The 25,275-nt window shown below is 63.2% G+C and carries 24 protein-coding genes; 4 read left to right on the top strand and 20 right to left on the bottom strand.

All coding sequences use genetic code 11. The features are described from left to right. Positions 1-116 precede the first annotated feature (116 nt). From J3P88_RS27910 to J3P88_RS27840, 15 genes are all read right to left on the bottom strand, one after another. Positions 117-599 carry a DUF3261 domain-containing protein gene (locus J3P88_RS27910; RefSeq protein ID WP_434572835.1) on the bottom strand — a complete coding sequence of 161 codons (483 nt, stop codon included), beginning with the start codon at positions 597-599 and terminating at the stop codon, positions 117-119. After that, positions 596-1,324 (bottom strand): class I SAM-dependent methyltransferase, encoded by a 729-nt coding sequence (locus J3P88_RS27905; protein ID WP_434572833.1) that lies wholly within the window; start codon positions 1,322-1,324, stop codon positions 596-598. Before J3P88_RS27905 ends, J3P88_RS27910 begins: the two co-directional genes overlap by 4 nt. Beyond that, entirely contained in the window at positions 1,321-2,580 is a 1,260-nt protein-coding gene (locus tag J3P88_RS27900; RefSeq protein WP_434572831.1) for an NAD(P)/FAD-dependent oxidoreductase, read from the bottom strand. Before J3P88_RS27900 ends, J3P88_RS27905 begins: the two co-directional genes overlap by 4 nt. Before the next feature lie 23 nt (positions 2,581-2,603). After that, on the bottom strand, positions 2,604-4,943 hold the full coding sequence (locus J3P88_RS27895; protein ID WP_434572829.1) for an MMPL family transporter: 2,340 nt from the start codon (positions 4,941-4,943) through the stop codon (positions 2,604-2,606). Continuing rightward, the gene (locus tag J3P88_RS27890; protein ID WP_434572827.1) at positions 4,927-5,520 is read right to left on the bottom strand and encodes a LolA family protein; all 594 of its coding nucleotides are present in this window, start codon (positions 5,518-5,520) and stop codon (positions 4,927-4,929) included. Before J3P88_RS27890 ends, J3P88_RS27895 begins: the two co-directional genes overlap by 17 nt. Beyond that, positions 5,517-5,942: an acyl-CoA thioesterase gene (locus J3P88_RS27885; protein ID WP_186706050.1), complete on the bottom strand. Its 426-nt coding sequence runs from the start codon at positions 5,940-5,942 to the stop codon at positions 5,517-5,519. The genes J3P88_RS27890 and J3P88_RS27885 overlap by 4 nt, the downstream gene beginning before the upstream one ends. Then, entirely contained in the window at positions 5,935-7,479 is a 1,545-nt protein-coding gene (locus J3P88_RS27880; RefSeq protein WP_186729472.1) for an HAL/PAL/TAL family ammonia-lyase, read from the bottom strand. The genes J3P88_RS27885 and J3P88_RS27880 overlap by 8 nt, the downstream gene beginning before the upstream one ends. Next, the gene (locus J3P88_RS27875) at positions 7,460-8,404 is read right to left on the bottom strand and encodes a glycosyl transferase (RefSeq protein ID WP_186706048.1); all 945 of its coding nucleotides are present in this window, start codon (positions 8,402-8,404) and stop codon (positions 7,460-7,462) included. The genes J3P88_RS27880 and J3P88_RS27875 overlap by 20 nt, the downstream gene beginning before the upstream one ends. Further along, positions 8,401-9,135: a glycosyltransferase family 2 protein gene (locus tag J3P88_RS27870; RefSeq protein WP_434572824.1), complete on the bottom strand. Its 735-nt coding sequence runs from the start codon at positions 9,133-9,135 to the stop codon at positions 8,401-8,403. Before J3P88_RS27870 ends, J3P88_RS27875 begins: the two co-directional genes overlap by 4 nt. Before the next feature lie 146 nt (positions 9,136-9,281). Then, on the bottom strand, positions 9,282-10,961 hold the full coding sequence (locus J3P88_RS27865) for an AMP-binding protein (RefSeq protein ID WP_434572822.1): 1,680 nt from the start codon (positions 10,959-10,961) through the stop codon (positions 9,282-9,284). Then, entirely contained in the window at positions 10,958-11,503 is a 546-nt protein-coding gene (locus tag J3P88_RS27860; protein WP_434572820.1) for a hypothetical protein, read from the bottom strand. Before J3P88_RS27860 ends, J3P88_RS27865 begins: the two co-directional genes overlap by 4 nt. Further along, a complete protein-coding gene (locus J3P88_RS27855) occupies positions 11,500-11,754 on the bottom strand; it encodes an acyl carrier protein (protein WP_186706044.1) in 255 nt (84 codons plus the stop codon). Before J3P88_RS27855 ends, J3P88_RS27860 begins: the two co-directional genes overlap by 4 nt. A gap of 8 nt (positions 11,755-11,762) precedes the next feature. Continuing rightward, positions 11,763-12,020, bottom strand: a complete 258-nt coding sequence (locus J3P88_RS27850) for a phosphopantetheine-binding protein (protein ID WP_411386297.1) — start codon at positions 12,018-12,020, stop codon at positions 11,763-11,765. Further along, positions 12,001-12,810: a lysophospholipid acyltransferase family protein gene (locus tag J3P88_RS27845; RefSeq protein WP_186729476.1), complete on the bottom strand. Its 810-nt coding sequence runs from the start codon at positions 12,808-12,810 to the stop codon at positions 12,001-12,003. Before J3P88_RS27845 ends, J3P88_RS27850 begins: the two co-directional genes overlap by 20 nt. Beyond that, complete coding sequence (locus tag J3P88_RS27840; RefSeq protein WP_186706041.1) at positions 12,786-13,505, bottom strand: beta-ketoacyl synthase chain length factor; 720 nt, start codon at positions 13,503-13,505, stop codon at positions 12,786-12,788. Before J3P88_RS27840 ends, J3P88_RS27845 begins: the two co-directional genes overlap by 25 nt. A 360-nt stretch (positions 13,506-13,865) precedes the next feature. On the opposite strand from J3P88_RS27840, the gene J3P88_RS27835 reads away from it, so the two are divergent. Further along, positions 13,866-14,636 (top strand): ParA family protein, encoded by a 771-nt coding sequence (locus tag J3P88_RS27835; protein WP_186706040.1) that lies wholly within the window; start codon positions 13,866-13,868, stop codon positions 14,634-14,636. Between the two features lie 152 nt (positions 14,637-14,788). Here the strand turns inward: J3P88_RS27835 and trxC are convergent, their stop codons facing one another. Both trxC and ycaC read right to left on the bottom strand, forming a co-directional pair. Further along, the gene (gene trxC, locus J3P88_RS27830) at positions 14,789-15,211 is read right to left on the bottom strand and encodes a thioredoxin TrxC (RefSeq protein WP_434572817.1); all 423 of its coding nucleotides are present in this window, start codon (positions 15,209-15,211) and stop codon (positions 14,789-14,791) included. Positions 15,212-15,385: 174 nt separating this feature from the next. Then, the gene (gene ycaC, locus J3P88_RS27825) at positions 15,386-16,012 is read right to left on the bottom strand and encodes an isochorismate family cysteine hydrolase YcaC (protein ID WP_018603387.1); all 627 of its coding nucleotides are present in this window, start codon (positions 16,010-16,012) and stop codon (positions 15,386-15,388) included. A 204-nt stretch (positions 16,013-16,216) separates the two neighbouring features. Here ycaC and J3P88_RS27820 point away from each other — a divergent pair, with 204 nt between their 5' ends. From J3P88_RS27820 to J3P88_RS27810, 3 genes are all read left to right on the top strand, one after another. Further along, a complete protein-coding gene (locus J3P88_RS27820; protein WP_217884362.1) occupies positions 16,217-17,122 on the top strand; it encodes a LysR family transcriptional regulator in 906 nt (301 codons plus the stop codon). A gap of 247 nt (positions 17,123-17,369) precedes the next feature. Next, entirely contained in the window at positions 17,370-17,648 is a 279-nt protein-coding gene (locus J3P88_RS27815; protein ID WP_434572815.1) for a hypothetical protein, read from the top strand. Between the two features lie 236 nt (positions 17,649-17,884). After that, complete coding sequence (locus J3P88_RS27810; RefSeq protein WP_434572814.1) at positions 17,885-18,286, top strand: helix-turn-helix domain-containing protein; 402 nt, start codon at positions 17,885-17,887, stop codon at positions 18,284-18,286. Between the two features lie 162 nt (positions 18,287-18,448). Here J3P88_RS27810 and selO read toward each other — a convergent pair whose 3' ends face one another. From selO to J3P88_RS27795, 3 genes are read right to left on the bottom strand one after another with little or no spacing between them, the layout of a single operon-like run. After that, positions 18,449-19,912 (bottom strand): protein adenylyltransferase SelO, encoded by a 1,464-nt coding sequence (selO, locus tag J3P88_RS27805; protein WP_434572812.1) that lies wholly within the window; start codon positions 19,910-19,912, stop codon positions 18,449-18,451. A 37-nt stretch (positions 19,913-19,949) separates the two neighbouring features. Then, a complete protein-coding gene (mscK, locus tag J3P88_RS27800; RefSeq protein ID WP_186706034.1) occupies positions 19,950-23,312 on the bottom strand; it encodes a mechanosensitive channel MscK in 3,363 nt (1,120 codons plus the stop codon). A 34-nt stretch (positions 23,313-23,346) separates the two neighbouring features. Beyond that, the gene (locus J3P88_RS27795; RefSeq protein WP_186706033.1) at positions 23,347-25,089 is read right to left on the bottom strand and encodes a potassium/proton antiporter; all 1,743 of its coding nucleotides are present in this window, start codon (positions 25,087-25,089) and stop codon (positions 23,347-23,349) included. Positions 25,090-25,275: the final 186 nt, after the last annotated feature.

Raw genomic sequence — 25,275 nt, 5'->3', positions numbered from 1 at the left:
GCGGCCCTGTTTTGGGGCTGCTGCGCCCGAGGCGTCGGACCGACCCAGCGGGAGCAAGCTCCCTCGCCACGGTTTATGTGTTTTCCCGTGGTAGCCACTTGGCTGATCGGCATGAGTCATGGGGCGTTCTCGGTCAACGATGTGATGCGGTAGCGCAGGCCTTGGGGCAGGCTCATTTCAAAATCCAGCGGTTGTATGTAGCGCACCTGCCAACGATTCTCGAGGCTCCGTTGCGAGGCCTGTTGTCGCGCCGCCGGGTAGTTGCCGGGCAGCTCGACCTCAGGCGTCAGGGCGAACAGCAGGGCGGCGAACAACTCCCGGGCCTCGGCATTGGGGGGCAGCAGACCGTCGGCCTGCCACTGGCCATCGACCAGGCGCTGGCGGGCCAGGGGAATGCCCAACGGGTCCATCATCGACCAACGGATGCCGTTGCCTTCGCGCTGGACCACCAGCAACCAGTCCTGACGCTGGCCGGCCATTGTCCGCTCGACGTGCAGTTGCATCGGCAGTGCCAGGGTTGGCGTGCGGGCGGGCAGTGGTGCCTGGCTGGCGCAGGCACTGAGCAGCAACACACAGGCGATCAACAGGCCACGGATCATCCTGCAGCCCCTTCGCAAGGCTTGCGCGCCACCACGTTGACCAAGGTTTCCTCACGTTCGCCAAAGGGCTTGGGCCGGCGTAGACCGAAGCGCTCCAGCAGGCCGAAATCCTTGGCACGGCTCCACCACAGGTACGGGTAGGACACGTTGCGTTCTTCGAACTGGAACCCTTGATCGCGGATCATCTGCAGGTACTGCGCGGCACTTTTCTGCACGTGCATCGGATGGCGGAACAGCCAGCGGATCACCCAGGTATCGATGTAGGCTTCGGTGGATTCGGCGAACAGCAAATAGCCGCCGGGCTTGAGGACGCGGTAGAACTCGGCGAGGGCTTTTTCCTGTTCGACCAAATGATGGAACGTCTGGTGGCAGAACAGCAGGTCGACGCTGGCGTCGGGCACTGCCAAGGTCGCGCAGTCGCTGCCGATCAGCTCCACGGCCATGCCCTGGCGCGCGGCTTCCTCCCGGCTCAGGTCGAGGCTGTGGGGGTCGGCATCCACGCCGATCAGGCTTTGTGGTGCGAACGCCTGGCGCAGGTACTGGAACGACTTGCCCTGGCCGCAGCCGGCGTCCAGCAGTACCGGGTTGGCCGGCAGCGCGGTGCTGAACAGGCTGCGCAGGTCGTTGATCGCCACGCGCAACACATGGTGCTGCCAGGTGTGGCTGCGCAGGAACCAGAAGCCGAAGCGGGTTTCTTCGACGTAGTTGTCGCTCAGGTAGCTCATGGTTGCTGGCTCGGCGCCGGGCTCGCGCAGATTTCCGAGAGCATGCGCAGGCGCCGCTTGGGTTCACTGACGAACGGGTTGCGCTGATCCCAGGCGTAGCCGGCCAGGATCGAGCTGATCATGCGGCGGATGTCGTCAGAGCCTTCAGTGTAGAAAATCACGTCCTGGAACGTCCCGGCGTACCAGCCTTCGACGTAGCAGCGGAAGGTATCGACGCCGCGCTTGAGCGGTTCGGCGAATTCACTTTGCCAATCCACGCTTTCCCCTTGCAGCTGACGGTGGAGCACGTCGGCGGCCATGCTCGCCGACCGCATGGCAATGGTCACGCCGGAGGAGAACACCGGGTCGAGGAATTCCGCGGCGTTGCCCAACAGGGCAAAGCCGGGGCCGTGCAGGGTCTTGACGTTGGCCGAGTAGCCGCCGATGGTCCGCGCCGGAGTGTCCCACACCGCGTTCTGCAGCACGCCGGCCAGGCTCGGGGTTTCGTCGATGAAACCACGCAGGCACGCATCGAGGTCGTCGGTGCGGCCGGCGAAATGTTCCGCCGCCGCGACCACGCCCACCGAGCAGCGTCCGCCGCTGAACGGAATGGTCCAGAACCACACGTCGCGTTTGCTCGGGTGGGTGGTGATGAGGATTTTTTCCCGGTCGAACGCCGGGGCGTCGATGCGATCCTCGATGTGGGTGAACACGGCCTGGCGCACCGGGAAGTTCGACGGCGCCTCAAGGTCCAGCAGGCGCGGCAGGACGCGGCCATAGCCGCTGGCATCGAGCACGAAGTCGGCTTCGACACGGTACTCGCTGCCGTCTTCGCGCTGCACGCCCAGGCGTGGCTTGGCGAGGCTGAAGTCGGCGCTGGTGATCGCTTGGCCGTAGCGGATTTCCACGCCTTGCAGGGCGGCCTGGTCGGCCAGCAACTTGTCGAAGTCGGCGCGTTGCACCTGGAAAGTCGTGGGCTTGCCGTTGCTGAAGGTCTCGCCAAAATCGAAGGCGCTGTAGCGTTCGCCCCAGGCAAACGCGGCGCCGTTCTTGCGCTGGAAGCCGGCGGCATTCACCGCGTCGAGCATGCCGGCTTCTTCAACGAAATCCAGGCAATGGGACAACAGGCTCTCACCGATGGAGAACCGTGGAAATAGCTGGCGCTCGATGACCAGCACATCGTGGCCCTTGCGCTTGAGCAGGGCGGCGGCGATGGCACCGGAGGGGCCGGCACCGATGATGACGACCTGGCGATATTCCGTTTCAGTGACAGGCATGGGGATTCCTTGAATATCCTGGGTCATCGTTGATCTTCTTGAGCAGGTATAGGGTGTTCCTGGCGCCCGACCCACGGCGCCAGCATGAAACTGAAGGCCAGCCCCAGGCTCACCGCCAGGCCGAAGTTACTCACCGCAGGTGTGCTGGACAATGCCAGCAGGCCGAACGACAGCCAGGTGGTGACCGCTGCCAGCAGGGTGCCCAGCAGGCTCACGGCGGCACCGCCGATCTGTTCGCGCATCAGGATCGCGTAATCGACGCCGATGGCCGTCACCAGCAACAGGCCGAACAGGCTGAACAACGTCAGTGGTTGTCCCAGCCAGCCGAGGCTCGCCAGGCTGCATAGCGCGGCCAGCAACGGCAGGGCAACGATGCGCAAGGCCGCGCTAACCCCGAAAGGCCAGATCAGCAGCAGCACAATCAGCACGCAGGAGGCCAGTTTCAACTCGGCGGCGCTGACCTGCGTGGCGGCGAAGACCCGGTTCAGGTCACCCAGGCGATCCACCAGTTGCACACCCGGCAGGTCCAAGGCTTGCACGCGCAGCAGCGCGGCATCGTTCAAGCCTTGCAGGCTGATCATGGCGGCCACGCCTTGCGCCGTGGGGCCGAGCCAGAGTGTGCGGTACGGCTCGGCCAGGGGGCCGGCCAGCGCGGCATCGATGTCTGTCACCGGCAAGGCCTGCAATTGCGCCAGCTCCCCTTGCAGTGCGGCGAGCGGCACGCCCAGGTCAAGCAGCGGTTGCCAGAAGTCCGGCAATCGGGCCAGTGCTTGGCGCACTTTCTGCTGGTCGGCGGGCGGGCTTATCAGTTGGTTCAGTGACAGGTAGCCTTGGAGTTTTTCCAGGGCGATCAACTGGTCCAGTCGCTCGTTGAGGGCGGTCTGGCGCTCCAACAGTTGGGGCTGATCATCGGCGCGGATCAGGAAGAACTGGCTGGTGGGCTGAAAGCCGGTGATGCGCGCGATGTCGCGGGCTTCGTCGGTGAGGTGCTGGGGCGTGCCGATCCATTGGCGGATGTCGTTTTTCGTGGTCAGGTGCCAGAGGCCGCCCGCGCAGAAGCTCAGCAACAGCACCAGCAGCACCGGCGTGGGCACCCTTGCCAATAACGCTTGGCGGATCTGGAGCAGGCATTCGCACAGCCGCAGCGGCCACTGGGCCGGACGCAGGTCTGCGCCTTTGAGCAGCGCCGGCAACAGGCAGACCGCGGTCAAGTAGGCGCCGACCAGCCCGGCGGCGGAGAATATCGCGATCTGGGTCAGGGCCGGGAACGGCGTCCAGGCCAGGGCGAGGTAGCCGATGCAGGTGGTCGCCAGGCTCAGGCTCAGCCCCGGCAGGGTCAGGCGCAAGGCCGGCCAGCTGCGCCACGGCTTGAGGCTCCAGCTCTTGGACAGGTAGTGCAGCGGGTAATCCACCGCGACACCGATCAGGCTCGAACCCAGCACCAACGTCATCACATGCATGCGTCCGAACAACGCCACGCACGCCACCGCGCCGAACAGCATGCCGACCAGCACCGGCACGAACGCCAGCCACACGCGCAAGCGCCGGAAAGCCAGCAACAGCAACAGCAGGATGCCGATGGTAGCGCCACCGCCGACCCAGGTGATTTCCCGCGACGCCTGTTGCTGGCCGCTGGCGGCGTACAGCAGGCCACTGGCGGCCAGCAATTGCCCTTGGGCCTGGCTCGCCTGGTCGCGGCTGCGTTGCAGCAGTTCGGCCACTTGCAGCGGCAGGTTCATGTCGAACGCGTTGCCCTGGGCGCGGGCCCGCAGCATCACCCAGCTTTTACCCTCGGCATCGGCGACCAATGCACCGCTGCCGATGTCGAATTGGATCGCGCCGCGTTGTGGCTGGCTGTTCTGGATACGCCCGGTCAGGCCCAGCCAATCGTCCTGGTTCGGCACCAGGCTGAAACCGCTGAACGGATCGAACAAGGCCTGCACCCGCTGCTGGATGAACGCCTGGGGCTGCTCGATCAATTGCTCCCGGTCCGCCGCCGAGAGCATCGCCAGCCGGCCGTTGAGCAGTTGCGTGCGCAGCGCCGGCACGTCGGCCTGCAGCGTCCACTGCACCTTGTCGAACAGGCCGCTGGCCTGCCATTGCTCGCCCAGGGTTTGCGCCAGGGCGATGGCTTGCTGGCGATCGGTATGGCCGACCAGCACCAGCACCTCGCGGTTGAGCGGCTCCTGCATGCGCTGCTCGGCGATCAGTTCCAGGGCGTCGGGCGATGTGCCCGGCACCAGCTCCATGAGGTTGGCCGACAGCGGCGCGCCGTTGCGCCATTGCCAGCCGGCGAGCGCGAGCACCGCCAGCAGCAGGATCAGGAACAGCCGGGGCAGCATCCGTTCACTCGGCAAAATCATGTTGCTCCGCTTCGCTCAAAGGTTGCGCGGCGGTAGCGTCCAGCATGCGCAGCACGGTGCTGTCGCCCTGGGTTTCCAGCAATTCGATGCGCTGGACCAGTTCGCCGCCGTCAATGTTGATCTGGTTGAAGACTTGCTTGAGCAGCACCGAGCGCGGGGTCAAGGTGAGCTTCCACTGCTGCGGCTCGCCCGACAGGCTCAGCTCGAAATCCCGTTGCAGGCCACTGCTGTCGCCCTGCAATACCGCCAGGAACAACCGGTTCTGCTCGGCGCCGGCACTCTTGTTCGGCAGCATTTGCCAGGCATTGCCGTCCCGCCGGGCGATGCCCTGGGCGGTGATGCGGTAGTCCTGTTGCAGTGGGGTCTGCAGCAACCACAGCAGCCCGTGGTTTTTCGCCAGCACGAAGCGGCCCTTGCTGGTGAGGGGCTGGGGCAGGGCGCGCAGGTGTTTTTCCTGGATGAACTGGCCGTGGATCACCTCCGGGCGGGCCAGTTGGTCACTTAATCGCTGTAGATCGAACGCCTGGGCCAGCGGCGACAGGCTGCACAGCAGCAGCCAGATGAACAGGCGCTTCATGACAGTTTCCTCTCGACGGCTTCGACAAAGACCCGTGGCGAGGCCAGCAGCATCTCGCGAGTGGCCATGTCCACGGCCACTTGCACTGAACTGGCCCGGGTGAAGCGTTCGCCTGTCGCGGCGTCACTGATCAGGTAATTGATCTTCAGCCGGTTTTCCCACTCCACCAGGCTGGCGCGCACGGTCAGGGCCTGGCCGAACACGGCACCGCGTACGTAGCGCAACTGCAGGTCGATCACCGGCCACGCATGCCCCGATTCGAGCATGTCATTGTAGTTGTGGCCGATCAGGTCGAGCAGGGCACAGCGGGCCACTTCCAGGTATTTGACGTAATGGCCGTGCCAGACCACGTTCATTGAATCGACGTCGAAAAATGGCACCACGATCTGCGTGTCGACGTGCAAAACACCTTGGCTACGCATGCAGCCTCCAGTGTTGCTCGGCGATGCGTTGCAGGCACAGGCGCAGTTCGCCTTCCAGGGCGCGGTCTTCGATGACCGGCGGGAAATCCTCGGCCAGTTGCTGGTGCATGGCGGCCAGGGCCGGTGGCAGTGGACGTGCGTCTTCGGCCCGGCTGCGCAGCCAGACGCCCTGGTTGGCGGCGAGCAAGGTGGCGGCGGCCACTTGTTCGGTCAGTTCCAGCACGCGGATCGCATCCCGGGCGGCGATGGTGCCCATGCTCACCTTGTCCTGGTTGTGACACTCGGTGGAGCGCGAGAACACGCTGGCCGGCATGGTGTTTTTCAGGGCTTCGGCGGTCCAGGCGCTGGTGCCGATCTGCACGGCCTTGAAGCCGTGGTTGAGCATCGCTCGCTCGGCACTGGCGCCGGAAAGGTTGCTCGGCAGGCCATGGTTGTAGCGCTCGTCCACCAGCAGCGCGAGTTGCCGGTCCAGCAGGTCGGCGACGTTGGCCACCAGGTTCTTCAGGCTGTCCATGGCGAAGGCGATATGCCCGCCGTAGAAATGCCCGCCATGGAGCACGCGCTCGGCTTCGGCGTCGATGATCGGGTTGTCGTTGGCGCTGTTGAGTTCGGTTTCGATGAACCCGCGCAGCCAGCCCAGGCTGTCGGCCAATACCCCGAGCACATGGGGGGCGCAGCGCAGGGAATAGCGATCTTGCAGGCGATGCAGTGGCGCGGTCGGCGCGTCGATTGCCAGGTCCTTGCGCAGCCACGCGGCGACTTGCATCTGCCCCGGATGTGGTTTGGCGGCGAACAGGCGTTCATCGAAGTGTTCCGGGTTGCCTTGCAGGGCGACCACGTTCAGCGCGGTGATGCGGGTCGCCAGTTGCAGCAGGTAGTCGGCGCGGGCGAAGGCCAGGCAGGCCAGGCCGGTCATCACCGCGGTGCCGTTCATCAGCGCCAGGGCTTCCTTGGGCCGCAGCACCAGCGGCGTCCAGCCCAGTTCACGGTGCACGTCGGCGGCCAGGCGGCGCTCGCCACGGAACATGACCTCCCGTTCGCCGGAAAGCGTGGCGGCGACGTAGGACAGCGGCGTCAAATCGCCGCTGGCGCCCACCGAACCTTCTTCCGGAATCAGCGGCAGGATGTCGTGTTCGAGAAAGGCCTGGAGGCGTTCCAGCAGTTCCACCCGCACCCCCGACACGCCGTGGCACAGCGACTGCAAACGCGCCGCGAGCACGGCGCGAGTGGCCTGGGCGTCGAGCAGCTTGCCCAAGCCGCAGCCGTGGAACGTGTACAGGTGACGGGGCAGGGCCTCGACGTGGTGCAGCGGCACGGCCACCACGCAAGAGTCGCCGTAACCGGTGGTCACGCCATAGATCACGCCTTCCTTGTCCAGCAGGGAATCGAGGAATTGCGCACCCTTGGCGATGCGCAGGCGGAACGCCGGGTCATCTTGCAACTGCGTCGGTGCCTGACGGTTGGCCAGGGCCAGCACGTCTTCAATGCGCAAGGGGCGTTCGCCGAAGGTTACCGGCTCAAGAGTGGGCATCGTCATCGGTCTTCCAGAAAGGGTAAAAGTTGAACCACTGTTGCGGGCCCTGGAGGCAGTACTGCGCCAGGCGTTCGGCGTAGCGGGCGGCCCAGTGGGCGATCACTTGCTCACGCTCGTTGCGCTTCCACGTCACGGCATCGGCGAAGGGTTCGAGGGTGACGCGATAGCGCCCCTCGTGCTTGAGGCACATCAGCAGGTTGACCGGGCATTTGAGCAGGCCGGCCAGCAGCCAGGGGCCTTGCGGGAATGCCGCCGGGTGACCCATGAAATCCACGGTCACGCTGCGCCCGCCGTGCAGCGGCACGCGGTCGCCGGCAATCGCCAGCCATTCGCCGCGCTCCAGGCGTTCGCTCAGCTGCAACATGATCACCGGGTCCAGTTCGCTGACCTGGATCAGCCGCAGGTGCGTGGCGCCGGCTTCGCCCAACAAGCGGTTGAACTGCTCGGCGTGCTTGGTGTGCACCAGCACGTTCATGGTGACTTTCTCGCCCAGCTCGGCCAGGGCCCGGCACATCTCCAGGTTGCCCAGGTGCGCGCCCACCAGCATTTGTCCGCGGGCATCGCGCAGATGATTGCGCAACAGCGCCGGGTCGACGATTTCGATCTGGTCGATGCTCAGCTTACCGTTCCAGACGTCGAGTTTATCGAGCAGGGAATCGGCAAAGGCCATGAACTGCCCGAACACCCGCCAGCGGGTCGGGCGCAATTCGGGACGTGCGCTCCAGTCGGCCAGGCGTTGCTGGTATTGCCAGGCTGCCTGCCGGGCGCTACGACCGAAAATGAAGAAGTACAGGACGATGCCGTACAGCACCGGCGTCAGCAAGCGCCGGCCGAGCACCTTGGCGGCGAGGGCGGTGAGTTTCATCAGCCAGTAACTGCCGCGCTCCTGGCGGTCGGCCCAATGTTGTTTGTCTGCCTGAAGACTCATGCCCGCCACCGTCGCCAGAGAATCAGGGGAAAGCGCACCAGCATGCCGAAGAACAACCGGGTGTGCATGCTGGAAATCAGCACGTTGTCGTGAAACAGGCGAAAGTGCGAAACCCCATCCTGGGGGTAATGGACCCGGGTGTGCAGCCAGTGCATCGGCTGATTGCGCCAGGCCAGGCGCACGAGGATGTCCGAGTCGAAATCCATGCGCTTGCCGATGTTGGCCGAGTCGATCACGGCCAGGGTCGGTGCCAAGGGATAGACCCGAAAGCCGCACATCGAGTCGCGGATTTGCAGGGACAGGCTGTTGATCCAGACCATGACGTGGGTGAGGTAGCGCGCATACAGGCGGCCTTTCGGCACGCTGGCGTCGTAGTGCGGATACCCGCAGATCACCGCGTCCGGGTGGGCCCGGGATTGCTCGATGAACGTCTTCACGTCGCCAAGATCGTGCTGTCCGTCGGCGTCCACCTGCAGCGCATGGCTGAAACCCAGGCGCGAGGCTTCGCGCAGGCCGGCCATCACTGCACCGCCCTTGCCCTGGTTGACGGCCAGCCTGAGGAGATGCACCTGCTCGCCTTCGGCCAACCGTTCCAGCACCGCGGCACACGCCGGGCTGCTGGCGTCATCCACCAGCACACAGGGCAGGCCGTTGGCGAGCAACGCCGTGACCACCGCCGAGATGGCGGTTTCGTGGTTGTAGACCGGGATGACGGCGCAGGGGTTATGCATGCGGCATGTCTCGGTGGCTAAGGAGCATTTTGTGGCGAGGGAGCTTGCTCCCGCTCGAGTGCGAAGCGCTCGCTCTTGCAAAACCAGGGGCTGCTTCGCAGCCCAGCGGGAGCAAGCTCCCTCGCCACAGTGATTTGTGCAGATGCCTAAGCATTGTTGCCCCCCAACACAATCCGCCCACTGGAGCACGCCGCCGTGTCATTGCGGAAGGCAAAGTACAGCTTGCCGCGCTCGCGGTCGAAACGCAGGTGCAGCTGGATTTCATCGCCGGGGCGCACCAGTTGCTGGAATTTCAGCACTTCCATGCCGACAAATCGGGGCGGCAGGTCCAGCAGTTGTCGGCCGAGGCTCAGGGCCCAGTCGACCTGCACCACGCCTGGCAACACCGGCGCGGTGGGAAAATGACCGCTGAAGTACGCCAGGTCTGGCGGCACGATCAATTGCAGGCTCCACTCCCCATCGGTTTCGACTCGCTCCAGGACTTCGGGGCCTTTTGGACGTGGCGCCAGCAGCAGCGCCTCGACCTCGGCCTGGGGCAACTTGCCCTGGGCGTTGAGCGGCAACTGCCGCAGCCAGCGCCAGCGCCGTGGCAGGGCGAGGGTTTCGCAGTGGGCGCTCAGGTGCCGGCGCAGGCCCTCGGTAACGGCGCGTCTGCCCTGGTTGCGCAAGGCATGCAGGCCGGCATCACTCAGCACCACCAGCGCGCCAAGGGAGGCGCGATTCTCCTGCACCACGCCCAATCGCGCTTCGCTGACCCAGTCGTGGGCCACCAGTGCTTGTTCCAGCATTGGCAGGGAGATGCGTTTTTCTTCAAGCTTGACGATACGGTCCAGGCGTCCGCGCAGTTCGAAGCGCCCATCGTCGGCAATCCGCGCCGCGTCGGCGGTGTGTTCCACATGCCCGGCCGGCAGATAGGGCGAAGCGATCAGCAAGGCGCCGTCGCTGTCCTGGCTCAACTCGACGCCGGCAAAGGGTTGCCACAATCCGCCGCCCTGGCGCCAGGCGATGCCGCCGGTTTCCGAGCTGCCGAAAATTTCCGTCGGCCATTGTCCCAGGCGTCGCTGCAAGCTTTGTGCGGCCTCGGAGGGCAAGGCGCCGCCAGAGGAAAACACTCGACGCACGCTGCTCAAGGCCGGCCAATCGAGGTTGTCGCCCATGCGCTTGAGCAATGCCGGGCTGGCGACCCAGGCGAACGCCGGTTGTTCGCGGCTGGCCCGTTGCAGGTCTTCGGGAAACGCCAGTTGCCGACGCATGAATGGACGCCCGGCGCACAGCGGCCACAGCACCCGGAACAGCAGTCCGTAGATGTGCTGGGCGGCCACGCTGCCGATCATGCAGGCCGGGCCGAGGTCGGCGCCCCACAGCTGTTCCAGGGCCTGGACTTCGTTACTCAACTGCCGCAGGGTTTTCTCGATGCGCTTGGGCTCGCCGCTGGAGCCGGAGGTGCACAGGCTCAGCCAGCAGTGATCGAGGTCGAGTTCGGCGCCATCCATCGGCGCGTGTCGCACGTCGCCGGGATGGGTGTCGCCGGGCTGGTCGGTCAACCACAGGTCCACGTCCGCCGCCCAGCGCTGGCGTGTCTGCGCTTGCAGGTCGGCGGGCAGCAGGACCCGCACCCCGGCACGCCAAGCGCCGAGCAGGGCGATGGCCAGGTCGGCGGCATCGTCCAGGTGCACCGCCACATGCCGCGCGCCCCGGGCTTGCAGGCCGGCCGCCAGGCACAACGCCGCGTCCCGCAGTTGCGAGTGATCCAGCGCCGGAGCGACCGTAACGGTGCGTTCCGGCTGAGCCCTGAGCAACATCTGCTCAAGTGTTATCCAATTCATGGGCGGCCTCTTACCCGTTGTCGTATGAGCCATTCAATGGCAAACAGCAGCCCCATCAATCCGTAGGAAATCAGGCCGGTGTACAACATCCACCAGCTCAGCGGCGCCCAAATGGTCAGGGCGGCGGCGAGCAAACCGTTACACAGGAAAAACACACACCAGGCCACCGTGACCTGGCGGGTATACACCACGGCCTTGGCCGGCAGCTGCGGTTCGCGCAGGCGGGCCAGGCGTTCAATCATCGGCGGGCCGTATTTCAGGCTCAGGGCGAACAGCCCGAGCATGAACCCGCTGATCAGCACCGGGTACCAGCGCAGCAGGAGCGGGCTGTCGAACAGCGCGAGCAACACACAAAAACCGATCGCCGTGACAGCCATCCAGCGGCTGCCGGCGCCGCCCTTGCCAAGCAACGCCCGGGCCAGCCACAGGCTCCCCAGCAGCAGCCCGAACTGCCACGGGGCGAAATGCTCCATGCCGAAATACACCGCAAAGGGGTACAGCAGGCCTGCCAGTAGCAGGCCGAGGCCAATCAGCCGGGTCATGCGGCCGGTTGGACCAGTCGATAGACCGCCTCGACCACGTCATTGACGGTGCGCACCGACTTGAATTCTTCGGCTGCGATTTTCTTGCCGGTCTGGCGCTTGATGTGATCGATCAGGTCGACCGCATCGATGCTGTCGATCTCCAGGTCCTGGTACAGGTTCGATTCCAGCGTCACGCGTGCTGGGTCCAGTTCGAAGAGTTCGACCAGGGCATCACGCAGGGTGTTGAAAATGTCGTCACGAGTTTGCATGGTCGGTCTCAGGCGCTTTTTGCAGTGACGAAGGCCGCAAGGCTTGCCACATTGCTGAAATGGTTACGGGTGTCCTTGGCGTCGGCGTCGATCTTGATGCCATATTTTTTCTGGATCGCCAGGCCAAGCTCCAGGGCATCCACCGAGTCCAGGCCCAGGCCTTCGCCGAACAGGGTCTGATCGTCGCCGATGTCGTCGATGCCGATGTCTTCCAGGCCAAGGGCTTCGATGATCAGCTGTTTGATGTCACGGTGCAGATCGCTCATCTTCGGCGAGCTCCTTGATGTAATAGTGATGCAAGAAATCGTTGAGCCTGCGCGAAGCCTGGGGTGGCGGGCCGAGCGCAGCGAACGCCTGTGGGTCTATATCGGCCCCGACGTGAAAACTGAAGTGCACGCGACACCGAGGGATGCGATACCAGGGTTCGGCCTTGGTCAGGGTCGTGGGGTTGACCTTGATCGTGACGGGCGTGAGGATTTTCGCACCCCGCAGGGCAATGGCCGCGGCCCCCCGATGAAAGGCCGGCACCTGGCCTGGCTGGGTGCGCGTCCCTTCGGGAAAGACGATCAGCGTCTGGCCATTTTGCAAGGCGTCGCTGGCGGCATCGAGCATGTCCATGCTGCCGTCGTTGCTGATGTATTGGGTAGAACGCAATGGGCCACGGGTGAAAGGATTCTCCCACAGGCTTTGCTTGACCACGCAGTTGGCGTCGCGCACCAGCCCGATCAGGAACACCACGTCGATCAGCGACGGGTGATTGGCAATGATCATCTGCCCGGGACGCCCGAGCCGTTCGGCACCATCGATCTGGTAGGTGAGCACCCCGGTGCGGGCCATGAATCGGATAAAGAACCAGAACAACCGCCCGACGGTGCGACGAGCCCTTTGTCGGTGGGCCTTGGCATCCCCGGGCAACCAGGCCAGCAACGGGAACACCAGCAAACGCAGGCACAGCCCGCCCAGCCCGAACAGGGCGAAGCTGGCGGCGGTCGCGACCAAGCGCCAGTAATAGGCGTCGCGATGTTTGCCGGTCACCGGTTGCGTTGCCAGGTCCATACACGATTCTTCCAGGCATGTTGGCAGGTGGTTTCGTTGTTCAGCAGGGTACGCAACAGATCCAGGGCATGGGGCCAGTCGCCGCCAGGCGAGTGGTCGGCCTGTGCGGACAGGTCCAGTTGCCAATCGTCGCCCGGGGTCAGCAGCAGGCCCACGGCATAGGGAAAAGGCACGTCATCGACCCACGGTGCGTAGACCTGCGGCGGTTGTTCTTCGGTAATCACCAGCAACACCGCCGGCGAGCCTTCGTTCAACAGCGCTGCGGCCTCCAGCACGCCGTGCTCCAACCCATCGCCCGTGGCGGCCAGGGCGGTCATTTCGCTGGTTTCGCCGCGCATGATCGACCACAGGCCGATCACCGCGTTATGGACCGACAGGCTGAATTGGGTCGGCGACAAGGGCAGGTCGGCCGCCAGGTCCTTCAGAATCTCGAAAGTGCGCGGGGTTTCACCGTGACGGGAAATAAAGACCAACGGTAGGGCCGGACGGCCCTCGGCCAGTGGCCAGCCGACGCTGAAGGCCATCCGCGCCAGGCGACTGAGGCGCCGGCGTTGCATGGCGGGCAGGAACGAGACGTCAGGGGCGGCATCGCTGGCTGGCAATACGACCGGCTGTCGGCTCCATGCCTGCCAATCATCCACGCTTTCGAGCCCAGGGGCCCATGCGCGCCATTGGGCGATATTGAAATTGATCACAAACTTCACCCCACCCCTGCGGGCTTTTATTGTCACGGTTCAGTGGTTTGACCCGCGTCCAACCCTGCATGGCCTTGCGACCCAAGTGGCGCGCATTATCCCGGTGCGGTTGGCTTGTAGCAAATACTGGTTACATTTTGTCCAGCAAAAACGTACGGGTTGGTCCGCTCAGTGCCAGGCAAGACCATTGTCGCGATCATCGCGAGTTTGTCTGTCGGTTGTTCCTGTCATTGACTGGACTTAATTGACGCCTGAATCGTTGGAAAAGCCACCGTCGCTGTAGTCCTTCTACGCAGAAGGTAGCTAAGCGGTGTCGCGCCCTACTACACTCGGGAATCTTTGATACACGGAGGTTTTGACATGCGGCGTGTGGTGTTCAATCAGAAAGGTGGCGTGGGCAAGTCCAGCATCGCCTGCAATCTGGCGGCGGTCAGCGCCAGCGAAGGCTATCGCACGCTATTGATAGACCTGGATGCCCAGGCCAACTCCACTCAATACCTGACTGGCCTGACCGGCGATGACATCCCCATGGGCATTGCCGATTTCTTCAAGCAGACCCTGTCGTCCGGGCCGTTCTCGAAAAAGAACAAGGTGGATATCTACGAAACACCCTTCGACAACCTGCATGTCATCACCGCCACGGCGGAGCTGACGGACCTGCAGCCCAAGCTCGAGGCCAAGCACAAGATCAACAAGCTGCGCAAATTGCTCGAAGAGCTGGAGGAGGATTACGACCGGATTTACCTGGACACCCCGCCAGCCTTGAATTTCTATGCGGTTTCGGCGCTGATCGCCGCTGATCGGGTGTTGATACCTTTTGACTGCGACAGTTTTTCCCGTCAGGCCCTGTACGGCCTGCTGGCGGAAATCGAAGAGCTCAAGGACGACCATAACGAAGGCCTGGAAGTCGAAGGTATCGTGGTCAACCAGTTCCAGGCCCGCGCCAGCCTGCCGCAGCAGATTCTCGACGAACTGATCGCCGAAGGCCTGCCGGTGTTGCCGGTGTACCTGAGCAGTTCGGTGCGCATGCGCGAATCCCACCAGGCCAGCCTGCCGCTGATCCACCTCGACCCGCGACACAAACTGACCCAACAGTTCATGGAGTTGCATAGCCTGCTGGAAAGCGCCTGAATCTGACCTGTGCAAAACCAAGATGTGGGAGCGGGCTTTGTGAGAGCAAGGCTTGCCCGCGATGAAAACGCCGCGGTCTCTTGAGGACCGCAGCGCCTGGATCGCGAGCAAGCCTTGCTCCCACAAAGCTCGCACACATTCATCTCATGGCTTCAAATCCCCTGGCTGCGCAACCAGCTCATCAATTGAGGCAAGGGAAACGCCCCACTCTGGCGCGCCACTTCCCGGCCATCCTTGAACAGAATCAGGCTGGGAATCGAGCGGATCCCCAACTGTGCCGACAACTGCTGGTTGGCCTCGCTGTCGAGCTTGGCCAGCCGACATTTGCCCGCCACTTGCGCGGCGGCCTGTTCGAACACGGGCGCGAAGGACTTGCATGGCCCACACCAATCGGCCCACACATCCACCAGCAACGGCAGGTCGCCTTTGATCTGGCTGGCATAGTCGCCTTGCTTGAGTTCGAACGGCTTGCTCAATAACACCTGGGCCTTGCAGCGCCCGCACTTGGGCTGGTCGCCCAGGCGTTCGGCGGGTATGCGATTGAGCCCGTTGCAATGGGGGCAGGGGATCAGCATCGGGACGTTCTCCTCGAAAAAGCAATTGCACAGATTGAACACTATATAGAAACCGCTGCAAAAACCTGTGGGAGCGGGCTTGCTCGCGAATGCGGTGTGTCAGACACATAGATGTCGACTGACACACCGTCTTCGCGAGCAAGCCCGCTCCCACATTTAGTTCAGTGTTGCCAGTTATTTTGCGTTGGTCAGCGTGTTGTAGCTGGTCATCAGGTTGCGGTAGTCCGGGATGTGGTTGGAGAACAGGGTCGCCAGGCCTTCCACGTCGTTGCGCCAGTCGCGGTGCAGTTCACAGGCCAGGCCGAACCAGGTCATCAATTGCGCACCGGAGGAAGACATGCGGTCCCAGGCCGATTGACGGGTCAGTTCGTTGAACGTGCCAGATGCATCGGTGACCACGAACACTTCGAAACCTTCGGCCAGGGCTGACAGGGCCGGGAAGGCTACGCAGACTTCGGTGACGACGCCGGCGATGATCAGTTGTTTCTTGCCAGTGGCCTTGATTGCCTTGACGAAATCTTCGTTGTCCCAAGCGTTGATCTGGCCAGGACGGGCGATGTACGGCGCGTCCGGGAACAGGGTCTTGAGCTCGGGCATCAACGGGCCGTTGGGGCCGGTTTCGAAGCTGGTGGTGAGGATGGTCGGCAGCTGGAAGTACTTCGCCAGGTCAGCCAGGGCCAGTACGTTGTTCTTGAAACGGTCCGGGTCGATGTCGCGTACCAGCGACAGCAGACCGGCTTGGTGATCGACCAGCAGAACGGCGGCGTTATCTTTGTCGAGACGGTTGTAGGAAGTAGTCATGGCGTAGCCCTCATTAAGTTTTGTTTGCCGAAGGTTTCGGCGTGGTTAAGGTTTTGAATTCGGTGCAGCGATTATTGGGTGACACATCTGGCCGAAGCGCCGGTTTGAATCCGTGTTGCGTTTCGATGGGTGTAGATTAAAACTGGCACCTTTGAAGCGCTAGACTGCGAAAATCAGCCTTAGCGTTCTATCTGGAGAACGATCATCGAAGACCTCAACACGCTTTACTATTTCACCCAAGTGGTCGAGCACCGTGGGTTCGCCGCGGCCGGCCGGGCGCTGGACATGCCGAAGTCAAAGCTCAGCCGGCGTATCGCCCAGTTGGAAGAGCGGCTCGGGGTACGGTTGCTCCATCGCACCAGCCGCCATTGCACGCTGACGGAGATCGGCCAGGCCTATTACCAGCGCTGCCTGGCGATGCGGGTCGAGGCCGAGAGCGCGGCGGAAGTGATCGAGCGCAACCGCTCCGAACCCCAGGGGCTGGTGCGCATCAGTTGCCCGACGGCGCTGCTCAACAGTTGGGTCGGGCCGATGTTGACCCGCTACATGCTCAAGTACCCGCGGGTGGAGTTGTTCATCGAGAGCACCAACCGCCGGGTCGACTTGATCCATGAAGGGTTCGATATCGCCTTGCGGGTGCGCTTTCCGCCGCTGGAAAACACCGACATGGTCATGAAGGTGCTGAGCAACAGCACCCAATGCCTGGTGGGCAGCCCGGCGTTCCTCGAGCGCTTGTCTTCACCGGCCTCCCCGGCGGACCTCAACGGCTTGCCCAGCGTGCACTGGGGCGCGGCGCAGCGGGAATACCAGTGGGAGTTGTTCGGCCCGGATGGCACCCGCGCGCTGATCCGTCACGCGCCACGCATGGTCACCGACGACCTGCTGGCCCTGCGTCATGCGGTGCTGGCAGGCATCGGCATCGCCCACCTGCCCACCGTGGTGGTGCGCGAAGACATCGCGGCCGGCCGGCTGGTGGAACTGGTGCCGGGCTGGACGCCCAAGTGCGGGATCGTCCATGCGATCTTCGCCTCGCGCCGCGGGTTGCTGCCGTCGGTTCGTACGCTGATCGACTTTCTGGCCGAGGAGTTCAGCCACAGTGATATGGCGTAGGATGGAGACAGTAATGCCACCGGATTCTCCTTGTGGGAGCGGGCTTGCTCGCGAAGACGGTGTGTCAGTCAACATCTATGTGTCTGATACGCCGCCTTCGCGAGCAAGCCCGCTCCCACAGGAACTCACACTCCAGGCTTTTCCAAGGACATTTATCAAAGGGGCCATTCATCAGGTGCGCCGCACTGAAACGCTGTCACGGCCTCAAAAAGACACCACGTACCTGTTTGCAGACTCAGGAGGTCCCATGAGCCATCCTCAAGACCCAGCCACTCCCCAAACAGTGGACAACCCCAACGACGACGGCTTCGTTCTCGGCACCGCCGGCCGCGACGAGGACCCCAACGCCGCCCCGGCCTACGCCACCGACCGTCGACATGATCGGGACGAATTGACCCCGGAAGACGCCCGCGGCATGCCCGGTTATCCCGAGGAAAAGCCGCCGGCAAAACCCAGGGAGAAGGGGGTTGAAGAGGCAGAGCCGGGGATCGAGACGCCTGAGCAGGGGAACGATAAGGTTGGGTGAGTAACCTGCGATAAATTGAAGATTGCCATCGCGAGCAAGCTCCCACATGGATGGCTGTGTGACCGCGATATTTGCGACAACACCCCACCCCTGTGGAGCGAGCTTGCTCGCGATGACTCTCGTCCAGACAATCCTCGCCGTAAAAGCTGTCATCTTTCTTCCTAGCCTTATCGCAATTTGCGATAAATGCGATTTTTGTTTAACTCGTCCATAGCAAAATGCGATGAGGAAAAGGGATGAGTGCACTGATCGAACAAGTCGCCGCCCATTGGGAGTTTGTGTCTCCCTTGCTGCGTAAGCCCAGGAGCGAAGAGGATTACGACCGGTTGGTCGCAGCGCTCGATGAATTGTTGGAGTTGGTTGGCGAAGAGGAAGCCCATCCGCTGACGAGCCTGGTGGACATTATCGGTGAATGGATCGAGGCCTGGGATCATCAACACCGGCCGATGCCCAAGGCCACTGGCGTTGAGGCGCTTCGTTATCTGATGCGCGAGCATGGGAAGAGCCAGAGCGACTTGCCGGGTGTCGGTACCCAGTCGGTGGTATCGGAGATATTGAGCGGCAAGCGTCAGCTCAATTTAAGGCAGATCCGCTGGCTGGCGGAGCGCTTCGGCGTATCGGTTGAGACCTTTATTTGATGGCTTGGCGCACTAACTGTGGCGAGGGAGCTTGCTCCCGCTCGGCTGCGAAGCAGTCGTCGCTTTTGAGGGCTTGGGGCCGCTGCGCAACCCAACGGGAGCAAGCTCCCTCGCCACAGGGTTATGTGTTTGGTGGGAGGTCTGTTTTAGCCAGGGCCTGCGCTACGACGAGCAACTGATCTCCAGATGTTTGCCCCATTCCGGCGGGCGCTCGGCGTAGCTGTCCATGCCCCGTTGTTCTTCAAATGGGTGACTCAAGACAGTGTGCAGGCGGCGGACTTCGTCGTAGTCGCCTGATTCGGCGGCGTCGATGGCTTTCTGTGCCAGGTAGTTGCGCAGCACGTACAGCGGGTTGACGGCGTGCATGCGGGCGCGGCGTTGGTCTTGATCGACGGGGCCTTCGCGGTTGACGCGGGCGGTATAGAGCTCGCCCCAGGCGTCGAAGCCCTTGAGGTCGACGAAGTCGTCGCGCAGGGTGGCAATGGCTTGCTCGGGCGCCTGGTCGCCGAGTCGACGGAAGAACAGGCTGTAGTCGACGCCGCTGTTCTGCATCAGTTGCAGCAGGCGTTCCACCAGTTTCTGGTCATCCTCTTCGGCGACGGTCAAACCGAGGCGGCGGCGCATCAAGTCCAGGTAGTGAGCCTGGTACAGCGGCAAGTACAGCCCGAGGGTCTCACGCAGCGCGTCGACGCTGATGAAAGGGGTCAAGGCCTGGGCCAGGGCGCTGAGGTTCCACTGGCCGATGGGCACCTGGTTGCTGAATGAATAGCGGCCCTGGTCATCGGAGTGGTTGCAGATGAAGTTGGCGTCGAAGTCATCGAGGAAGGCGAACGGCCCGAAGTCGAAGGTGATGCCCAGGATCGACATGTTGTCGGTGTTCATCACGCCGTGGCAGAAACCGTAGGCCTGCCATTTGGCAATCAGCTCGGCGTTGCGCTCGACGATTTCGCGGTACATCGCCAGGTACGGCTCCGGCTGCTCACGGCACTCGGCAAAATGCAGGTTCAAGACGTGCTCGGCGAGGGCTGCGTGCAGTTCGGGTTTCTTGGTGTAGTAGAAATATTCGAAATGGCCGAAACGCACATGGCTCGGCGCCAGGCGCAGCACCATGGCGGCGCGCTCCTGTTTTTCGCGCCACACGGGGGTGTCCGAGCCGATCACGCACAAGGCGCGAGTGGTGGGGATGCCCAGGGCGTGCAAGGCCTCCGAGGCGAGGAATTCGCGGATCGAGGAGCGCAGCACCGCGCGCCCGTCGCCCATGCGTGAGAACGGCGTCTGGCCGGCGCCCTTGAGGTGCAGGTCCCAGTGCTCGCCGGCCTCGTTGTACACCTCGCCCAGCAGCAACCCGCGGCCATCACCCAATTGCGGGTTGTAATGCCCGAACTGATGCCCCGAATACACCATCGCCCGAGGCTCGGTTTCAGCCCAGAGCTTGTGGCCGCCGAAGATCTCGGCGAACAGCGGTGCGTCGGCTTCAGCGGGGTCGAGGTCCAGCAACGCCATGGCCGCCGGGCTGGCGACCACCAGCCGTGGATTGTCGATGGGCTCGGGCAGCACGTGGGCCGAGAAACCGTCGCCCAGGCGAGCGAAACGGTTATCGAAGGTCAGCGTTTCCAGCGTTTTCATGGCCTTCTCCGGCGGGACGCTCGCAGGCAACCCGCAATCAGTCGAGTGTGCCTTGCGGCGGCTCAGGCACCGGCTTGATGCTGGCGACAGCCGAGGGCACGGGCGGAATGGTCTTTTTGTCGGGCTCGGCAGGCACCAGCTTGTATTCCTGGCCTTGCAGGTTCTTCAGATAGATTTCCATCTGCCGGAAGGAGATGTTGATGTGCTCCTTCTTGAATTCCCGGTTGATGAAGCGATTGATCTCGTCCAGCACCGGGTTGCGGTCGCCCAGGTCGCGTACGTGCATGCGCAGTTCATGGTCCAGTGTGCTTTCACCGAAGTTCAGGAAGTACACGATCGGCTCTGGCTCCTTCAGCACGCGCGGGTTGTCGCGGGCGGCCTTGAGCAGCAGTTCGCGCACTCGGTCGAGGTCCGAGCCATAGTCCACGCCCAGCTTCAGGGTCACGCGGGTCACGGTGTCGGTCAGCGACCAGTTGATCAGTTGCCCGGTGATGAAGGTCTTGTTCGGGACAATGATGTCCTTGCGATCGAAGTCGGTGATGGTGGTCGCGCGAATGCGGATCTTGCTGACCGTGCCCGACAGGTTGCCGATGGTGATGGTGTCGCCGATGCGCACCGGGCGCTCGAACAGGATCATGATGCCGGAGATGAAGTTGGCGAAGATCTCCTGCATGCCGAAACCCAGGCCTACCGACAGTGCCGCCACCAGCCATTGCAGCTTGTCCCAGCTCACGCCCAGGGTAGAGAGCGTAGTGACGAAACCGACGCCGGCGATGACGTAGGACAACAGCGTGGTGGTCGCGTAAGCGCTGCCTTGGGCAAGGTTGAGCTTTGACAGCACGAACACTTCCAGCAAGCCCGGCAGGTTGCGTGCCAGGGCGAAGGTAATGCCGATGATGATCAGCGCGCCGAGCATGTCACCAATGCTGATGGGCACCATGCTCATGTTGACGCCGGTACCGCTGGTGTACTCGTAGAGGGTGATGTTGTCCAGGTACGAGAATACGCTGATCAGGTCCGACCAGACCCAATACAACGCGGCCATGAAGCCGCCGAGCAGGGCGAGGCGGATCAGGCGCAGGGATTGCTCGTTGACCTTCTCGATATCCAGGGTCGGCTCTTCGACCACGGCTTCGCCGTCGCCGGCTTCCTTGGCCGCCTGGCGCTTGGCCAGGGCGCGCTGGTAGGCCAGGCGCCGCGCCGCGACCGACAGGCCGCGCACGAAGGTGGCTTCGATCACCAGCCAGAACATCAGCAGGTACAAGGTATTGATCAGTCGGTCGCTGAGTTTCAGCGCGGTGTAGTAGTAGCCGAAGCACACCGCCACGAACAGGGCGATCGGCAGCGCGGTGAACAGCACCCCGACGGCCTTGCGAAACAGCGAAGTGTTCTTGTGCGTCGGACTGCTCAGCAACAGGCGACTGAGCAGCCACGCCATCAGCGCGTAGCAGGTCAGTACCACCGGCATGCCGAGCACGTCATCGGCCAGGGTCGAAGGTTGCAATTCGGCCACCGCTACCACGGCCACCAATGCCAGTACCACCAGCCCGAGCCGGCGAATCCAGCCTTGGAGGAATTCGACCTGGGGTTTCTCCCAGCGGAAATGCAACTCGGCCACGCCGCCAGGCGCCAGCACCCGATAGGCGGTGTAGAACACCAGCCAGGCCTGGCCGATCTGCAGCAGCGCCGCGCCGAGGTTGGCGTTCTGGCCGCGTGCGTCGATCTGCAAGGCATAACCGCAGAGGGTCAGTGCCAGGGCTACCGGCATGGCCAGCAGGATGTTGATCAGGATCGCCTGGGGCGTGTGCCACTGGCTGTCGCGCTTGAAGTGGCCGACGTCCTGGTGAACCTTGTTCAAGCGGGCATAGAGATTCTTGCGCCGCCACAGCAGCACGCCGATCAGCAGCACCAGGGGCAGGAACAGCAACGGGCGTTGGGTCAGGCCATCGGCCAGTTCACTGAGGCTCGACGCCCAAGGCAGCGAGTCGATCTGTTTCTCCAGGCGCGTCGGCACGGCACGCATCCATTCGAAATCCAGCGGCTTGTTGCTGGGAATCCAGAACATCTGCTCTTCAAGCGTCGCCCGCAGGTTCTGGGCGGTGCTGAGCAGCTGCTTCTGGTTGAGCTGCAAGGTGATGGATTCGTTGAGTACCGCGCTCAACTCCCGGTTCAGGCGCTCCAGCAGGTCGACGCGGGTCAGTGCCAGCTCCAGCAAGGTCTTGCGCAGTTGCGGCGTGGCTTGTTCCGAGGGTTGCGAGGCCAGCAGGTTGTCGACATAGGCACTGGGGTTGTTCAGCAGCTCACGTTGTTGGCTGACTTCGAACTGGTACAGGCGGATGTCGGCGATCTGGTCGGCCAGGGTCTGGTCCAGCTTCAGGCGCGGCAGGGTCTGGCGCTGCTTGTAGAGAATCTTGGAGAGCAGCAGGCTGCCCTTGAGCACGCTGATCTGTTCGTCCAGGGCCGCGTCGGTCTGGGTCACACTGTCCAGCAATTGCTTGGTCTGCAGGTTCTGCTGGGTGACTTCGTTGAGGCGGTCGGTGCTTTTGAGCAGGTAGTCGGAGAGCTTCAGGTTGGCTGAGCTTTCGGTCGCCAGCAAGCTGCTGCCACCGGCCTTCTGGGCTTCGATGGACTGCTGGGTCACTGTCTCCTGGGACTGGGCCAGGCGCTTCTGGTTGATCAGGTTCTGCAGATCCTGGATTTCCTGCTCCATGCGGGCGATTTTTTCCATCAGCAGATCGTGCTGGCCGTTGCCCAGGTCCTGCAGTTGGCTGTTGCCGGCCAGTTCCTGGCGGCGCAGCGGGATCAGCGCATTGAGTGCCGCCAACTCGGCGTTGAGCTGGTCGCGCTGCTCGGCGCTGAGGGCCTTGCCGGCATCTCGACCGGCCTTGAGAATCGTGTTGATCTGCTGGATGCGGGTCTGGCTGGTGGAGATTTCCGCCTGGGCGCGCTCGGGGCGGGTCTGGGCGGTGATGACCAGGCTGTTGGCATCGGCCAGGGCTTTTTGCAGGTCGCTCTGCTGGGTGGAGCGCTCCGTGAGCATTTGTTCGAGCTGGGGAATCGGCAAGTTGGCATAGCGTTGCGCCACCGGCACCACCGTGGTGCCCTTGAGCCGCGCCAGTTCGCGCTGGTTCTCGATGTTCTGCTTGGGCGCCGTGGCCAGTTGCTGTTTGAGTGCCTGCAGCTTCTGTTCGTAATCAGCCTTGTTGTTGAGCTGGGTCAGCGTGTTCTGCAACACGGCCTGCAGGGCTTTCTGGTCGGCTTCCGGCAGTTTGCGGTCGCCGATCTTGTCCAGGCTGGCCTGTACCGAGGCACTGGTGGGCGGCTCGGCGGCGTGCACCGTGCAGATGGAAAGACTCAGGCCGAGCAGGGCAATGGCGAAAAAGGAGCGCAGGGTAGGCATAGAGACCGGTCAAGCAAGTGAGAGTGGGAGCAGTTTAGAGGAACAAGCCGGGACCCGGGCGACTTCCTTCGGGGAATCTGACGCCCACTTTGCCGATCTTGTTCCCGTCCATGGCCGCGACGGTCCACAGGGTATTGTTCCAGTCCACTTGGTCGCCGACTACTGGCGCACCGCCCACTTTCTGGGCAATGAAGCGGCCCAGGGTCATGTCTGGATCGATGCCGTCCAGCTTCAACCCGTAGAGTGCGGCAACCGCGGCCAGCTGGGCGTCTCCTTCGAGTACGAAGTCGCCGAAGAAGCGCAAATCCAAGCCTCGTTGCGGTGCCTGGCTGAACAGTTTTCCAAGGGCTGGCAAATCGTGTTCATGGCCGATAACACACAGCAAATCATCGACTTCCAGCACCGTACTACCCGACGGATGGAGCAATTGCTGGCCACGAAACAGGGCCGCGATGCGGGTTCCATCGGGCATTTTCAGGTCCCGCAGGGGCGAACCGATGCACCATTTTTCCTTGCCCAGGCGATAGATGAACAGCTCCCACTCGCTGGTGACGTGCACTTCCAGCGCGGCCCGGGAAATCGGCAGTGGCTCGGGCGGGACGGTCACATGCAACAACTTGGCGACCCACGGCAAGCTCGTGCCCTGTACCAGCAGCGAAACCAGCACGATAAAAAATGCCAGGTTGAAATAGAGCTGCGCCTGGGGCAGGCCGGCCATCAGCGGGAACACCGCCAGGATGATCGGCACCGCGCCGCGCAGCCCGACCCAGGAGATAAACGCTTTTTCACGACCATGGAACGCCTTGAACGGCAGCAGGCCGACCATGACCGACAGCGGGCGGGCAAACAGGATCATCCACAACGCCAGCCCCAGGGCCGGCAGGGCGATCGGCAACAGGTCGTGGGGCGTGACCAGCAGCCCCAGCACCAGGAACATGCCGATCTGCGCCAGCCATGCCATGCCATCGAGCATGTGCAGGATGCCATGGCGGCTGCGCACCGGACGGTTGCCCAGTACCAGGCCGCACAGGTACACCGCCAGGAAGCCACTGCCGTGCAGGGCGTTGGTCAGGGCGAACACGGCCAGGCCGCCGCTGATAACCAGGATCGGGTAGAGCCCGTTGGCCAGGTTGATGCGGTTGACCATCTGCAGCATGAGCCAGCCACCGCCCAGGCCGATCACGGCGCCAATCCCGAACTCTTGCACCAGATGCCCCAACAAGCTCCAGTGCAGGCCGGTTTCACCGCTGGACAGCATGCCGATCAAGGTGACGGTGAGGAACACCGCCATGGGGTCGTTGCTGCCGGACTCGATTTCCAGGGTGGCGCTGACCCGTTCGTTCAGGCCTTTGCCGCCCAGCAGCGAGAACACCGCTGCGGCGTCGGTGGAGCCGACGATGGCGCCGATCAACAAGCCCTGCATCAGATTGAGGTCAAACAGCCACGCCGCCGCCAGGCCGGTCAGTCCGGTGGTAATCAACACCCCGACCGTCGCCAGCGACAACGCCGGCCACAGCGCCACGCGAAAGCTCGACACCCGCGTACGCAAGCCGCCATCGAGCAGGATGACCGCCAACGCGAGGTTGCCGACCAGATAGGCCGTGGCGTAGTTATCGAAAAGAATACCGGCGCCGTCGACACCGGCCGCCATGCCCACGGCCAGGATGATCACCAGGATCGGAATGCCCAGGCGGGACGAAAGAGAACTCACCAGGATGCTCGCACCTACCAGCAACGCGCCGATCAAGAACAGGCTGTTGATGGTCGTTGCAGTCAAAGGCGTTACTCCGGGAGAACTGAAGGACGGGCGCAAACTGACCATGCAGTCTGCGTGCCAGCGATTCTAACCTGTTGAAATGTGATGCTGTCAAAAAAGGTTTGGGAGATCGGGTTCTGGGTGCAGCCCATGTGGCGAGGGAGCTTGCTCCCGCTCGGCTGCGAAGCAGTCGTCGCTTTTCAGGAC

This window comes from Pseudomonas sp. Z3-6 (assembly GCF_051131985.1).
Classification (GTDB): domain Bacteria; phylum Pseudomonadota; class Gammaproteobacteria; order Pseudomonadales; family Pseudomonadaceae; genus Aquipseudomonas; species Aquipseudomonas zanjanensis.
The sequence above is the reverse complement of the archived record's forward strand: the minus strand, read 5'-3'. Positions and strand labels throughout refer to the sequence as shown.